Here is a 14,635-nt window from a genome sequence, read left to right on the forward strand (position 1 = left end):
CGGTTACTCAACCACCCGAGGCACCAGGTACAGGCCGTTTTCCACTGCCGGAGCACAGCGCTGGAAAGCGTCGCGCTGGTTGGTTTCGGTGACTTCGTCGGCGCGCAGGCGCTGCGTGGCATCCAGCGGGTGGGCCAGTGGCGCCACACCTTCGGTATCCACGCTCTGGAGCTGGTCGACCATGTCCAGAATGCGGCTGAGGTCGTCGACGAAGCCACTGGCTTGGTCATCGCTGACGGCGAGTCGGGCCAGATGCGCGGCCCGGCGCACATGAGATTCTTCAAGCGCCATGATCGAGGTTTCCTCGCAAACGTGATGGAACATATTCCGCTTTGAGCGGTATACATACGGTCATCTTGAATTCGTCTTGTGGAACAGACGTGGAAAATAGCCGCAAAAGGTACCACATATTGCGCCCCACGGGCACCATTGGGCACGACTCGTGCTTGCTGCCAAGGGGTTGCGGTGATACCGTTTGCATCCGCACAGGGTTCCCGGTCTGCACTAGGTAACAACATCCATGTTCAAACGTTTGAGGGGGCTGTTTTCCAGCGATCTGTCGATCGACCTGGGTACGGCCAACACACTGATTTATGTACGCGGTCGTGGCATCGTGCTCGATGAACCGTCCGTTGTCGCCATCCGCCAGTCGGGCAATATGCGTAGCGTCGCTTCGGTAGGTGCCGATGCCAAACGCATGCTGGGCCGAACGCCTGGCAATATCACGGCTATCCGACCCATGAAGGACGGCGTCATTGCCGACTTCACCGTTACCGAGCAGATGCTCCAGCACTTCATTCGCAAGGTGCACCAGAGCACGTTTCTGACGCCCAGTCCGCGTGTGCTGGTCTGCGTGCCTTGCATGTCGACCCAGGTGGAGCGCCGCGCCATCCGTGAGTCCGCCGAAGGTGCGGGTGCCCGGGAAGTCTTCCTGATCGAAGAACCCATGGCCGCGGCCATCGGCGCGGGCCTGCCGGTAGAAGAAGCGCAGGGGTCGATGGTGGTGGACATCGGTGGTGGTACCACCGAGATCGCCATCATCTCGCTCAACGGGGTGGTCTATTCCGAGTCGATCCGCGTCGGCGGCGACCGTTTTGACGAGGCGATCACTGCATACGTGCGCCGTCACTACGGCAGCCTGATCGGTGAAGCCACGGCCGAGCGTATCAAGGAAGAGATCGGGTGTGCCTACCCCGGTGGCGAGCTGCGCGAGATCGACGTGCGTGGCCGTAACCTGGCGGAGGGTATCCCGCGCAGCTTTACGCTCAATTCCCATGAGATTCTCGAAGCGCTTCAGGAAACGCTGGGCTCGATCGTATCAGCGGTCAAGAGCGCGCTGGAGCAGTCGCCCCCGGAGCTTGCTTCGGATATCGCCGAGCGCGGTCTGGTACTGACCGGCGGCGGCGCACTGCTGCGCGACCTCGACAAGCTGATCGCCGAAGAGACGGGCCTGCCGGTCATCGTGGCCGAAGACCCGCTGACCTGCGTGGCGCGCGGCGGTGGCAAGGCGCTGGAGATGATTGACCAGCATACCTTTGAGTTACTGTCGAGCGATTGATCGCAGCGGTTTGACGCGGGGGATTGCCTATTAAACCGCTGTTTTCACACGGGCCGCTACCCGGTTACCGGCTATTCTTCTGTGTGCTGGCGGCAAGCGTGCTGATGTTTGTCGACCAGCGCTTTACGCGCATGGAAGATCTTCGCGCCCAGATGACCATGGTCGTTGCCCCCATTCAGTGGGTGGTGAGCGTGCCCAGCGACGTCCTGAACTGGGGGGCGCTTGCGCTCTCTGACCAGCAAGCGCTGGTGGACGAAAATCGCCGCCTGCGCGAGCAGATCTTGACGCTCTCCCACCGTGGGCAGCGGCTCGCCAATCTGACCGCCGAAAACGCCGAACTGCGCACGCTGCTCAAGGCGGCCGAGCGTCGTGAAATCCCCTATATTGCCGCAGAGCTGCTGTCTCTGGACAATGACCCCTTTACTCATCAAATGGTGGTCGACCGAGGGCATCGTAATGGCGCCTACGTCGGGCAGCCGGTGATCGATGCCTCTGGGCTGGTGGGGCAGGTGACCGCGGTATCGGCCTACTCCAGTCGTGTGCTGCTGTTGGCCGATGCCAGCCACGCCTTACCAGTGCAGGTCAATCGCAACGGCCTGCGTTTCATCGTGCAGGGCACCGGGCGCCATGGCAGCGTCAGCGTACTGCACGTACCGGATACCGCCGACATTCGTGAAGGGGATTTGTTGACCACCTCCGGGTTGGCGGGCCGTTTTCCGCCGGGGTATCCCGTGGCGCGCGTCACTGAGGTGTATCACGACCCCGGCCAGCCTTTTGCTCGTGTCATGGCCGAACCTGCTGCGCAGTTGCAGCGCTCACGGCATTTCCTGATGCTCTTTCCAACGCCCCGCGAAGAGTTCGACGCGTTGGGCTGGGATGAGTCCATGGATATTTCGGCTCAGGCCGTGCATGCCGCTCAGCGTCTGGCTGAGTCTCATTCACAGGAGGCGCCTTGATGGCCAGGGCTCCCGTCGTGCCGCTGTTCGCCGTTTGGCTTAGCCTACTGCTGGCCCTGTGCTTGCAGGTCATGCCCGTGGCGGATGGCTGGCAGGTGTTTCGCCCCGAGTGGGTGGGCTTGATGCTCATCTACTGGAGCATGCGCTCACCGGATAGGGTGGGGGTTTTTCACGGCTTCGTGGTGGGCCTGCTGCTGGACCTGATCGAAGGGACCGCGCTGGGCCAGCACGCGCTGATTCTGTCGCTGTTGGCGTTTCTGGCCGCCATGGTCTATCCACGCTTTCGCGCTTATTCGCTGGTGCAGCAGGCTGTGCTGGTGCTGGTGCTGCTTGGGCTGGTGCAACTGATCGAGCAGTGGTTGCGTACCTTGACCGGCGAGTTTTCGATCCACCTCTCCTTCCTGATTCCCTCGCTGATGAGCGCATTGCTGTGGCCTTGGCTGGCCACCATGCTGGTGGCTCTGGAGCGGCGCATGATGAGCAGTGGATCATGAGCGAAATGATCCCCGGTGCTTCCTCTCAGCCGGTACTCTGTCTGGCGTCTGCGTCGCCGCGCCGCAAGGCGCTGCTGGCGTCGATTGGCGTGCCGGTGAGCGTGCTACCCAGCGATATCGATGAAACGCCGCTGGCCGATGAGTCGGCTCGCGCCTACGTGGAGCGGCTGGCCGTGGCCAAGGCCAGCGCGGCCATGGACCGCACCTCCTTGCCGGTGCTCGGCTCGGACACGGCGGTCGTGGTAGCAGGAGAGATCCTGGGCAAGCCTCGGGACCAGCAGCACGCTGCCGAGATGCTGAGGCGGCTTTCAGGGGGCACGCATCAAGTGCTGACCGCAGTGGCGGTGAGTGGGCCGCTGGGTATACTCTCATGTTGTGTCACCACGCATGTGACCATGCGGTCACTGAGCCGCGAGGAGATCGCCTGTTACTGGCAGACCGGGGAGCCCGTGGACAAGGCCGGTGGCTATGCCATACAGGGGCTTGCGTCGGTGTTCGTCGAAGAGATTCAGGGCAGCCACTCTGCCGTCGTGGGGCTGCCGCTATTTGAAACCACGCGCTTGCTTGTCCAGCAGGGAGTGCCCGTCTGGACGGGACACTATCCGACGTAGTCATTGGGCCTGCACTGGCTACCGAGCGACGACCGCTGCGCTGGCAAGGAACCGGATATTCAATAAGGAATTGTGCATGAGCGGTGAAGTCCTCATCAATTTGACGCCCATGGAGACCCGCGTTGCGCTGGTGGAAAATGGCGTGCTGCAGGAGGCGCTCATCGAGCGCTCCCGCCGACGTGGGATCGTGGGTAATATCTACAAAGGCAAAGTGGTTCGCGTACTGCCTGGCATGCAGGCTGCCTTTGTCGATATTGGCCTCGAGCGCGCCGCCTTCATCCATGCCCATGAAGTGATGCCGCCGGGCACCCCCAGCGATGAGCAGCAGACCATCGGGCAGTTGCTGCACGAAGGCCAGGCCCTGGTCGTACAAGTCACCAAGGACCCTATAGGTACGAAAGGGGCGCGGCTGACTACCCATCTCTCGATTCCTTCGCGTTATCTGGTCTATATGCCGGATTCGCCTCACCATGGCGTTTCCCAGCGCATCGAGGACGAGCGCGAGCGCGAACGGTTGAAAGCGCTGCTGGACAAGAGCATTGCAGAACAGACCATCGACGTGACGGGTGGCTTTATCGTGCGCACGGCCGCAGAAGGCGTGGGCGATGAAGAGCTGGCCGGCGACATGTATTTTCTGCTGCGTATCTGGCGCAAGGTTAGCGAGCGCAAGATCACTGCTTCCCCGCCTAGCGTGATCTACGACGACCTGCCGCTGTTCATGCGCACCCTGCGTGACGTCATGCGCGATGATATCGAAAAAGTACGCATCGATTCTCGGGAAAACTTCGTCAAGCTGGTCGAGTTTGCCGAAGAGTTCATGCCCGACGCGGTGGACCGCATCGAGTACTACCCGGGCGAGCGACCGATTTTTGACCTCTACAGCGTCGAAGACGAGATTCAGAAAGCCCTGGGGCGCAAGGTGCAGCTCAAGTCTGGTGGGTATCTGGTCATCGATCCTACCGAGGCCATGACCACCATTGACGTCAATACCGGTGGGTACGTTGGGCATCGCAATCTGGAAGAAACCATCTTCAAGACCAACCTGGAAGCCGCGACGGCCATTGCCCGTCAGCTACGGTTGCGCAACCTGGGCGGTATCATCATTATCGACTTCATCGACATGGTGGATGTCGAGCATCAGCGTCAGGTGCTCCGCGTATTGGAAAAGGCGCTGGAGCGTGACCATGCAAAAACCAAATGTACCGGGGTAACCGAGCTGGGGCTCGTGCAGTTGACCCGTAAGCGCACCCGAGAAAGTCTCGAACAAACCCTGTGTGAAGCCTGCCCGACCTGTGCCGGGCGCGGTACGCTAAAGACCCCCGAAACCATCTGCTATGAAATCTTCCGAGAAATCCTCCGTGAAGAGCGTGCCTACAGTGCAGAAACCTACATGGTGCTGGCCTCTCAGCCGGTAGTGGATCGTTTGTTGGATGAGGAGTCGGCGGCCGTGGCTGACCTGGAAACCTTCATCAACAAGACCATTCGCTTTCAGGTCGAGGCGCATTACTCCCAAGAGCAGTACGACATCGTATTAATGTGATGGCTGCGCTAAGCCCTTTCCCCCGCTTTTTGCTGCGCGCTGGACTCGTGACGCTGGCAGTCCTATTGGGTCTGCTGGCGCTGCTGCTGGTGACGCTGCGCGTGGCTCTCAGTCAGAGTGATGCGCTCGCGCCACGCATCGAAGCGGTGCTGGAAGCCAGGATCGGTGCACCAGTGAGCATTGGGCAAGTCTCGCTCTCGTTGGCGCGCAATGATCTACGCTTCCTGCTCGAAGACCTGCGTATCGACACCCCGCAGGGCGACCCGCTGGCCGCCGTCGAACGCGTGCAGTTACGTCTCGATGGTTTGGCGAGCCTGCGCCAGTGGGCTCCGGTTTTCAGCGATGCTCGTATGGCGGGGCTCGAGTTTCATCTCTACCAAACGCCTGAGAGCACCTGGGGCTGGCCGGCGCCCGCCACGCTGCCCTTGGGTATGGCCCCGCAGCCGGATATCGATCTGGCGCTGATCGACGCTTGGGCAGGGCTGCTGCTCAGGCAGCGTTTGTGGGTAGACAACAGCCGCGTGCTGCTGCATGGGCGTGAGCAGACGGTGCTATTGCATGCACCGTCGCTGGTGTTGGATGGCGATGAGCGTCGTACGCGTCTCTCTGGCGAGCTGAAGGTGGTGGAAGACCCCGCCCAGGCAGCCTCGGCGCTGCCGGCCATCACCATGGGCGCCGAGATGCAGCCCGGTGTGCGTGGCTTGAGTGATTTTTCGGCGGCCCTGCAGATGAATATGCAATTGGATCATCTGGTGGTGCTGGCGGCGCTGTTTCGTCCAGAGCAGATGCCCTATCTGGAGCAGGCGGGCGGTCAAGTTCAATTGTGGGGGCGCTGGCGAGAAGGGCGTCTGGAGGATGCGCGGTTGGCGGTCGATATGCCCGAGCTGACACTGCGTCGAGACGTGGAATACGCCGTGTTGCGCAACATCCAGGCCTCCGGGCAGTGGCAGCGCAACGGGGAGGGCGGTGAAGCCTGGCTGAGCGGCAACGCAGAAAGCGTCGAGTGGGCCCAGCCAGAGGGCATCAGTGACGGCCCTGCCTTGCCTTACCACTGGTACCTGGCCCACGAGCCCGGCCGTTGGGAGCTGCGCACCAGTGCCTTCGAATTGGCCTCGCTGGCCGCTTGGCGCGAGTACGCCCTGTTACCCGAGTCGCTGACGCGGGTGCTGCAAACCCTGGCCCCCAGAGGGCAGGTGCAGGGGCTGCGGCTGGGGCAGCGGGAAGGGCGCTGGGGCGTCGATGCCGCCTTGACCAACGTGGCGGTCGACCCGTGGCAGCAAGCGCCGGGCGGTGGCCCGCTGGATGCCTGGGTGCAGGCGCGTGACCTGCGCGGCCGGGTGACTTTCAGCAGTGCGGGCAACAGCGAACTCTACTTCCCGCAGCTCTTCGAAGCGCCCATGCAGCTGGGGCATGCCGAGGGCGTGGTGGAGTGGGTCTACGATGGTCCACGGACCATGATCAGCGGGCGTGAGCTGCACGTCGATTGGGATGGTGCGCGTATCGCGGGCGGCTTCGGCCTGATCACGGGGCAGCAGCGTGGTCAGTTTGGGCTCGACCTCGCCTTTGAGAATGTCGATGCCGTAGAGCGCCCGTTAGGCCAATGGCTGCCGCTTGGCGCCTTCGAGCCGGCGCTGCGGGAGTGGTTGCAAAAAGACATCGGTGGCCGGGTGCCGCAGGGGGCGCTCAAAATGAGTCTGCCGTTTGGAGAGCCCGGTAGCGCGCCGCCATTCTCTGCCACGCTGGCGCTGCTGGTGCGCGAGGGCTACTTGCCGATAGCTGACGGTTGGCCGCTGCTGGAAGAGGTCGATGGCCGCTTGATATGGCAGGGGGGAGAGCTGAAGGCGCAGGTGGCGAGTGCCCAGAGTCAAGGGGTCCAGCTGTCTGATGGAGCCGTCCAGCTGGGTGAAGACAACATGCTGCGGCTGTCGGGGCAATTGCACAGCGATGGCGCCTCGCTGTTGCGCTTTCTCAAGGCCATGCCAGAAGCGGGCGAGTTGCCGCTCGACGAGTTCAGCGCTGAAGGCGTGGTCGACGGCAGCCTGGCGGCGGCGGTGCCTTTGGAGCATCCAGAAGGGCTGTTGCTGGATATCAACGTGGTGCCTTCTCTGGAGGTCGTGCGCTACCCACCGCTGTCTGTGTCACTGCGCCAGGTCGAAGGCGAGGTGAGCTGGCAGCAGTCGGGCGAGCAGCGGGCGCTGTTGGGCAATCTGCAGGGGCGTTGGCAAGGCGGGGGGATCCGCGCCGACTTTGATGAAGATCAGCAGCGGGTGCGGCTCAGTGGTGAGGTGGATAGCGCGGCGCTCTGGGCGCTGGCGGGCATGCCGGACACGGCACAAGAGGTGCTGCGCGGGCGCACGGCCTGGGAAGGCGTGGTGAACTGGGAAGACACCCCGACCTTGAGTTTGCAAAGCCAGCTGGTTGGGCTGACCAGTCAGCTGCCCGAGCCGTTCGATAAACGCGCCGAGCAGTCCTGGCCGTTACGGGTGCGCGCTGATTTTTCCAGTGCCAGAGGAGAGGTGCGGGTGGCTGATCTGCTGGCCATGCGTCTGGCGCTCAGAGAGCCAGAAGGTCTGATGGGCGAGGTCGCGCTGGGCAGCGTGGCACCGCTGGTGGAATGGCCCCAGCAGCCAGGCTGGAAAATCGATGCGTCGCTAAACACCATTGATCCCTTGGCCTGGCAGCAGGCCTTGTCGCCGCTGTTCGACAATGGGGCGGGTGGTCCGCCGACGTCCGGGGCGTTGCCGACCCTCGAAGCCGTGCTGAGAACCTCCTGCTTGCGTTATCGTGACGAGTGTCTGGGCGCCATGACGGCTTCCGGTAGCGCCGAGACGGACCGAGCACAGCTGCAAATCAACGGTGAGCTGCTCTCCGGTCGTGTGCACTATCAGCCACGGGAGTCGCGCCCACTGGATGTGGTAGTGAGCTATCTGGCCGCTGACCGTTTGCTTGATTTGCCCAGCGAAGAGGCCGCGAGCGAGGCGTCGTCGAGAGAGGTGCCCACGCCGGGCTCCTGGGTCGACGAGATCACTACCGAATACGCCGCCCCAGTCGCTATCCCCGATTGGCTGGCATCCGTACCCAATGGACGGCTGCGACTGGCCGAGCTCAGTGTGGGTGACGGGCTTTATGGCCCCCTGACCGCTTATTGGCAGACCAGCGCTCAGGGGCTTTCCATTGCGCCGGTGGGCCTGACCCTGGGGCAGCTCTCAGCGCGTGGGGAGCTGCATTGGGAGGGTAATCCGGTGACCAGTCGCACCCGCGCTGACCTGACGATTCAGGGCGGCGATCTGGGCACCGCCCTGGAGCGCCTGGGCCAACCCGTGGCCATGCGCAGCCGTACCACCAACGTTGCCGCTGAGCTTGCCTGGCCGGGGGCGCCCTGGCAGTTTGCGCTGGCCCGCGCAGGCGGAGAATTGAGCACGGATATTCGTGACGGGCGCTTCGTGATGCTCGACTCGGCACCTGCACGGCTGGTGGGGCTACTCAATTTCGATAACATTCTGCGCAGGCTGCGGTTTGATTTTTCGGATGTCACCGGGCAGGGAACGGCGTTCGATCGGGTGCATGGCACGGCGGACGTGGCCCAGGGGCAGCTATTGCTGCGTGGCCCCCTACAAATTGATGCCCCTGCCACGACCTTTACGCTGACAGGAAATGTTAACCTCTTGCAGCGCGAACTCGATCAGCGTCTTGGCGTCACACTGCCGGTGAGCCAAAGTCTGCCTATCGCGGCACTCGCGGTGGGTGCCCCCATCGTCGGCGGGGCGCTCTTCATTGCCGACCGACTTTTTGGTGATGCACTGGCGCAGGCCACCACCATTCATTATCGCGTGCGGGGTCCCTGGACCTCGCCGCAGGTTACTTTAGAAGGCCCTCAATGACCGCACACACAAGCGATATAGAGTCTGCAGTTGCCATTTTGCTAACGCCGGGTGGCCTCGATCTGGAAGCCCTGGAGACGGGCCTTGGCTACGCCATGGGCGCAGGCATCGATTATGCCGATCTCTACTTCCAGCGCACCTGGCAGGAGGGGTGGGTGCTGGAAGATGGCGAAGTCAAGGAGGCGAGCTACAACATCGATGGCGGAGTGGGTGTGCGTGCGCTGGCAGGCGAAAAAACCGGCTTTGCCTACTCCAACCAGATTACCGCCGATGCTCTGATGGATACCGGACGCACCGCCTCGGGTATCGTGCGCAGTGGTAAGCAGTTGCCGGGCCAGCGTGTCGTGCCGGTGAGCGCGGCGGCGCGCTATGCGGGTATCGACCCGCTGGCAGGGCTGACCGCTGAAGAGAAGGTGGCCATGCTCAAGCAGGCTGACCGCGTGGCGCGGGCTGCCGACCCCAGCATCAGCCAGGTCAGTGCCTCGCTGTCCGGCACCTACGAAGTCGTGCTGGTACGTGCCAGTGACGGCACTCTGGCGGCGGACGTGCGGCCGCTGGTGCGCTTCAATGTCAGCGTGATCGCCGCCAAAAATGGTCGCCGAGAGCGAGGCAGCGCCGGTGGCGGTGGGCGCTACTCCATGGCGCGCCTGCGCGATGAGGGTGTGGCCGAGCGCTATGCCCAGGAAGCCGTGCGCCAGGCGCTGGTCAACCTGGAAGCGGTGGATGCCCCTGCCGGTCAGATGCCGGTGGTGCTGGGCGCCGGATGGCCCGGCATTCTCTTGCACGAGGCGGTCGGTCACGGCCTGGAGGGTGACTTCAATCGCAAGGGCAGTTCGGCCTTCGCCGGGCGAATGGGCCAGCGCGTGGCGGCCAAGGGTGTCACCGTGGTAGACGATGCCACGGTCATGGATAGTCGCGGGGCGCTCAGCGTCGATGACGAGGGCACGCCGGGCCAGTACACCCCTCTGATCGAGGATGGCATTCTCACCGGCTACATGCAGGACAAGCTGAATGCGCGATTGATGAACATGGCGCCAACCGGGAACGCGCGGCGTGAGTCCTTTGCCCACCTGCCGATGCCGCGTATGACCAACACGGTGATGCTGGCCGGGCAGGATGCGCCGGAAGACATCATCAAGAGCGTCAAGCGCGGCCTTTACGCGGTCAGCTTCGGTGGCGGGCAGGTAGATATCACGTCGGGCAAGTTCGTGTTTTCAGCCAGCGAAGCCTACCTGATCGAAGATGGGCGCATCACCTCGCCAGTCAAGGGCGCTACGCTGATCGGCAATGGCCCTGAGGCGATGGGGCGGGTATCCATGATTGGCCATGACCTGGCCATGGACACCGGTATCGGCGTGTGTGGCAAGGAGGGCCAGGGCGTGCCGGTGGGCGTTGGGCAGCCCACTCTCAAGCTGGACGAGCTGACCGTCGGTGGCACGCAATCGGGCTAGCCAGGCAGTACAGCTCGTCATGGGGGCGTGCGGATTAGAGTGCCAGGGTGTCGCGCAGGTGTTTAAACAGCTTGCGCGCGCTGGTCGGCGGTTTACCCTGCTCACGCTCCTTGCGAGCGTTTCGCACTAGCTGGCGCAGGGTCTGGCGGTCGGCATCGGGGTAATCGGCAAGGAATAGATCGACGGCGTCGTCGCCCTCGTCGACCAGCCGATCACGCCATTTTTCCAGACGATGAAAGGCATGGTCGCGCTGCTCTTTCTCTTGCTCGATGGCATCGAATACCCCCTGGATGGCGGCTAGATCCTCCTTGCGGATCAACTTGCCCACGTACTGCATATGGCGGCGGCGGCCCTCATGGGAGCGGATTCGAGAAGTCTCCTCGATGGCCCGCAGCATGTCGTCAGAGAGCGGAAAACGCGCCCGTTCGGCGGGTTTCATGGCAATCAAGGTTTCGCCAAGCGCCTGAAGAGCATGCATTTCACGCTTGAGCTGGGATTTACTGGGACGCTCTTCCTGCTCGTCAATATCGAGGGGCTCGGGGCGTTGCTTAGGCATACAGACACTCACTGATTTGGATTCGTCGGCAGCATTATATCAGGCTGCGACCATAACATTGATTCGCCAATGCAATTGAGGCGAAAAGGAGACCACATGGCACAGGCATTTGATGCAGCAGCGCAACAGGCGCTACTGGCGCAGCGGGCGGAAGAAGCCCTTGGCCTGGCGAAAACGCTGGGCGCCGATGCCGCTGAAGTAGGCGCCAGTGTCGACCAGGGGGTGGGCGTCAGCGTACGGCTCGGCGAGGTCGAGACCGTCGAGCTTTCCCGTGACCAGGGGATCGCCATTACGGTCTACGTTGGCCAGCGCAAGGGGAGCGCCTCCTCTACCGATGCCAGCAGTGCGTCGCTGCGCGCCACGGTGGAAAAAGCCCTGGCGATCGCGCGTTATACCGGTGAAGACCCTGCTGCCGGGTTGGCAGATGCTGCGCTGATGGCGACCCGGTTGCCGGATCTCAAGGTGCATCACCCGTGGGCGCTCTCGACCGAACAGGCCATCGAGCTGGCGCTGCGCTGTGAGCAGGCGGGGCGCAGCGTGGACGGTATTCACCAGTCGGAAGGCGCCTCGTTGTCCAGTGGCGAGGGCGTGCGGGTCTACGCCAATAGCCATGGCTTTCTAGGCACCCAAAAGGGCAGCAGCCATTCGTTGTCCTGCATGCTGATCGCCCAGGATGACAAGGGTATGCAGCGCGATTATGACTACACGTCGGCGCGTAACCCTCTACAGCTGCGTGACCCGGAGGAGATCGGGCGCGAAGCGGCTGCACGTACCCTGCGACGGCTGGGTTCGCGCAAACCGCCTACCGGTACCTTTCCCGTGCTGTTCGACCCCAGCCTGGCCGCGGGCCTGATAGGGCACTTGATGGGCGCGTTGGCGGGTGGCGCACTATACCGTGAAGCATCGTTCTTGTGTGATCGCCTGGGCAGCCCGCTTTTCCCAGAGTGGATGGGACTGGAAGAACGCCCCATGGAAGTTGGTGCCACCGCCAGTTCGCCCTTCGATGCCGAGGGCGTGCAGACCCGGGATAACCGTTTCATCGAGCAGGGCAGGGTCGCCAGCTACATGCTGTCTGCCTACAGTGCCCGCCGCCTGGGCATGCAGTCGACCGGAAACGCCGGCGGAGCGCGCAACCTGCGTCTTCTGGCCCCGCTGACATCGCGTGATGAGCTGCTGCAGCAAATGGGGCGGGGCATTTGGGTGACCGAGCTGATGGGGCAGGGGGTCAATGGCGTAACGGGGGACTACTCTCGCGGTGCCGCCGGATTCTGGGTAGAGAATGGCGAGGTGCAATACCCCATCGAAGAGTTCACCATTGCCAGCAATCTCAACACCATGTTCGCTGGCCTGGTGGGCATTGGCGACGATACCGATACGCGGGGCAGCATCCATACCGGCAGCTGGCTGGTGGATGCCATGACGGTGGCGGGCAGCTAACGAGGGTTACTGATCCTCGTCGAAACGTGCGTCGAACAGGGCCTGGATGGCATCCAGGGCCTGGTCGGCATCTTCGCCCTCTGCGGTGATGGTCAGCGAAGTGCCGCAAGGGGCCGCCAGCATCAGCAGCGACATGATGTTGGCGGCATCGGCTTTCTGCTGCTGTTTGTAAACATGAATGCGGGCTGAAAACTGCTGGCCGCACGTGACCAGCTTGGTGGCAGCGCGGGCGTGAAGGCCGCGTTGATTGGTCAGCGTTAAGGTTCTTTCAGGCACTCTGGTTCCTTTTTGCCGAGTGATATCAGGGTGAAGTCGTGTCGCTGGGGGGGATGGAAGAAGCGGCATCGACGGTAGCGGGTAATTCGCTTAGCGTGTACTGCAAGCCCAATTCCCGATGCCTGAGCTGAATGGCGCCAGTGCGCTTGACCAGCGCCTGCGCCAGTTGTTCCACCATGTAGACAGAGCGATGCTGGCCGCCAGTGCAGCCAATGGCCACGGTCATATAGCTACGTTGACTGCTTTGGTAGGCGGGCAGCCACTTGTCCAACCAGGCATGAATATCGTCACGCATGTCATCGACGATGGGGTAGCCGCCCAGGAAGGCCTGAATATTGGCATCGCGTCCGGTGAACTGCCGCAGGCTGGGGTCCCAATAAGGGTTAGGCAGGCAGCGCACGTCAAACACGATATCGGCATCCATGGGTACGCCCCGCTTATAGCCGAAGGATTCAAACGTCAGGGTCAGCTGGTCACGCCGTTGGTGAGCGACCTGATCGGTGATGCGACGGCGAAGATCGTGCACCGAGAGGCGTGACGTGTCGATCAACAGGTCGGCCAGATCGCGAATGTCGAGCAGCGTCTGCTCTTCCTTGTCGATGGCTTCTTCCAGGGTCATGTCACTATCCCGGGTCAGCGGGTGGCGCCGCCGGGTGGCCGAGTAGCGCTCCAGCAGAATGCGTGCGTCCGTGGTCAGGTAGATGACCTGAAAACGGATCTGGCGTTGACGTAGCTCTTCCAGTAACGCAGGCAACTGCTCCAGCGCCGTGGGCAGGTTGCGCGCATCGATGCTGACCGCCAGGTGAGTTCGCCCCCCTTGCTCGCGCAATTCATCGACCAGCGAGCCCAGCAGCATGGCGGGCAGGTTGTCGATGGCGTAATAGCCAAGATCCTCCAGCGCCTGTAGGGCGATGGACTTGCCGGACCCTGAGCGGCCGCTAATGATCACCAGCTGCATAGCGCATCTCTCTTGGGTATCAAAGGGATAGAGGGCTTGCCGTGTGCCTTGCTGCCTGGCAATGGCTGCGCTAGGCAGCCTGCTCGCGAATCTTGTCGGTCAGCAGCTCGAGCAATGCGCGCTGGCTACTGACATTGCGCAGCTGTTGGCGTGTGGCAGCGTCATTCATGATCGTGGCCACCTGCCCCAGCAGGGCCAGGTGCGTGTCATCGGCTTCTTCGGGAACCAACAGCACGAAGACCAGATCGACCGGGTCACCATCGATGGCATCGAAGTCGACGGGCTCGGCTAGCTTGAGAAAGCCAGCAATGGGCGTGCTGCAGTGAGGACTGCGTGCATGGGGGATGGCTACGCCATTGCCGATACCAGTGCTGCCCAGCCGTTCACGGCCAATCAGGCGACTGAAGACTTCCTGACTGTCCAGGCTGGGCGTGTTCTGAGCGATAAAGGTGCTGAAAAACTCCAGCACCCTTTTTTTGCTGCCCCCGGGCACGTCGTACAGCACGCGCTCCGGGGGGAGTATGGTTTCCAACGTCATCGGTTTAACGCACGCCAGCGCCTTGGGCGCGGGCTTGTGCTTTTTCCTTGTGTTTTACCAGCTGACGGTCGATTTTGTCCGCCAGGGCGTCAATGGCCGCGTACATGTCATTATCCTGCGCTTCCGCATGCAGGTCTGCTCCTGCGGCATGCAGCGTGCAAGCCGCTTGCTGGCGCTCCTTTTCGACAGATAAGGTGACCTGGACGGTCGTGATGTTGTCGTAGTGACGCTCAACGCGTTCCAGCTTTTCGTTTACGTAGTCACGCAAGGCGTCAGTCAGTTCAACGTGATGACCAGTGATGTTTACTTGCATTGACGTGCTCCTTATCCATCGGACTGTACTTCGATTGTAACCCTTTTTGGGCCATTGCAAAGCCCT

The 14,635-nt window shown here is 62.4% G+C and carries 14 protein-coding genes; 8 read left to right on the forward strand and 6 right to left on the reverse strand.

Annotated elements, in window-relative coordinates:
- Positions 1-3 precede the first annotated feature (3 nt).
- Positions 4-291: an Asp-tRNA(Asn)/Glu-tRNA(Gln) amidotransferase subunit GatC gene (gatC, locus tag KVY02_RS06550; RefSeq protein WP_016913466.1), complete on the reverse strand. Its 288-nt coding sequence runs from the start codon at positions 289-291 to the stop codon at positions 4-6.
- Positions 292-520: 229 nt separating this feature from the next.
- On the opposite strand from gatC, the gene KVY02_RS06555 reads away from it, so the two are divergent.
- The 7 genes from KVY02_RS06555 (at position 521) to tldD (ending at position 10,491) form a co-directional block, all read left to right on the forward strand.
- Positions 521-1,558: a rod shape-determining protein gene (locus tag KVY02_RS06555; RefSeq protein WP_016913467.1), complete on the forward strand. Its 1,038-nt coding sequence runs from the start codon at positions 521-523 to the stop codon at positions 1,556-1,558.
- Positions 1,559-1,581: 23 nt separating this feature from the next.
- The gene (gene mreC / locus KVY02_RS06560) at positions 1,582-2,514 is read left to right on the forward strand and encodes a rod shape-determining protein MreC (RefSeq protein WP_026001639.1); all 933 of its coding nucleotides are present in this window, start codon (positions 1,582-1,584) and stop codon (positions 2,512-2,514) included.
- Positions 2,514-3,008 (forward strand): rod shape-determining protein MreD, encoded by a 495-nt coding sequence (mreD, locus tag KVY02_RS06565; protein WP_081194176.1) that lies wholly within the window; start codon positions 2,514-2,516, stop codon positions 3,006-3,008. Before mreC ends, mreD begins: the two co-directional genes overlap by 1 nt.
- Positions 3,005-3,619 carry a Maf family protein gene (locus KVY02_RS06570; RefSeq protein WP_100730774.1) on the forward strand — a complete coding sequence of 205 codons (615 nt, stop codon included), beginning with the start codon at positions 3,005-3,007 and terminating at the stop codon, positions 3,617-3,619. The genes mreD and KVY02_RS06570 overlap by 4 nt, the downstream gene beginning before the upstream one ends.
- 76 nt (positions 3,620-3,695) lie before the next feature.
- The gene (rng, locus tag KVY02_RS06575; protein WP_081194174.1) at positions 3,696-5,159 is read left to right on the forward strand and encodes a ribonuclease G; all 1,464 of its coding nucleotides are present in this window, start codon (positions 3,696-3,698) and stop codon (positions 5,157-5,159) included.
- Positions 5,159-9,040 carry a YhdP family phospholipid transporter gene (locus tag KVY02_RS06580; protein ID WP_218314826.1) on the forward strand — a complete coding sequence of 1,294 codons (3,882 nt, stop codon included), beginning with the start codon at positions 5,159-5,161 and terminating at the stop codon, positions 9,038-9,040. The genes rng and KVY02_RS06580 overlap by 1 nt, the downstream gene beginning before the upstream one ends.
- Positions 9,037-10,491, forward strand: coding sequence for a metalloprotease TldD (gene tldD, locus KVY02_RS06585; protein ID WP_016913473.1), 1,455 nt, complete (start codon positions 9,037-9,039; stop codon positions 10,489-10,491). The genes KVY02_RS06580 and tldD overlap by 4 nt, the downstream gene beginning before the upstream one ends.
- 34 nt (positions 10,492-10,525) lie before the next feature.
- On the opposite strand, the gene yjgA is transcribed toward tldD, so the two are convergent.
- Complete coding sequence (gene yjgA, locus KVY02_RS06590; RefSeq protein WP_016913474.1) at positions 10,526-11,047, reverse strand: ribosome biogenesis factor YjgA; 522 nt, start codon at positions 11,045-11,047, stop codon at positions 10,526-10,528.
- Between the two features lie 96 nt (positions 11,048-11,143).
- On the opposite strand from yjgA, the gene pmbA reads away from it, so the two are divergent.
- Entirely contained in the window at positions 11,144-12,484 is a 1,341-nt protein-coding gene (gene pmbA, locus KVY02_RS06595) for a metalloprotease PmbA (protein WP_016913475.1), read from the forward strand.
- A 6-nt stretch (positions 12,485-12,490) separates the two neighbouring features.
- Here the strand turns inward: pmbA and KVY02_RS06600 are convergent, their stop codons facing one another.
- The 4 genes from KVY02_RS06600 to hpf all read right to left on the reverse strand — a co-directional run bounded on the left by KVY02_RS06600 (position 12,491) and on the right by hpf (position 14,569).
- Complete coding sequence (locus KVY02_RS06600) at positions 12,491-12,760, reverse strand: HPr family phosphocarrier protein (protein WP_016913476.1); 270 nt, start codon at positions 12,758-12,760, stop codon at positions 12,491-12,493.
- Between the two features lie 25 nt (positions 12,761-12,785).
- The gene (rapZ, locus tag KVY02_RS06605; protein WP_016913477.1) at positions 12,786-13,718 is read right to left on the reverse strand and encodes an RNase adapter RapZ; all 933 of its coding nucleotides are present in this window, start codon (positions 13,716-13,718) and stop codon (positions 12,786-12,788) included.
- Between the two features lie 70 nt (positions 13,719-13,788).
- Positions 13,789-14,256 carry a PTS IIA-like nitrogen regulatory protein PtsN gene (gene ptsN, locus KVY02_RS06610; protein WP_016913478.1) on the reverse strand — a complete coding sequence of 156 codons (468 nt, stop codon included), beginning with the start codon at positions 14,254-14,256 and terminating at the stop codon, positions 13,789-13,791.
- Positions 14,257-14,260: 4 nt separating this feature from the next.
- Positions 14,261-14,569: a ribosome hibernation-promoting factor, HPF/YfiA family gene (gene hpf, locus KVY02_RS06615; RefSeq protein WP_016913479.1), complete on the reverse strand. Its 309-nt coding sequence runs from the start codon at positions 14,567-14,569 to the stop codon at positions 14,261-14,263.
- Positions 14,570-14,635: the final 66 nt, after the last annotated feature.

This window comes from Halomonas sp. 18071143, from assembly GCF_019211725.1.
GTDB lineage: Bacteria > Pseudomonadota > Gammaproteobacteria > Pseudomonadales > Halomonadaceae > Vreelandella > Vreelandella stevensii.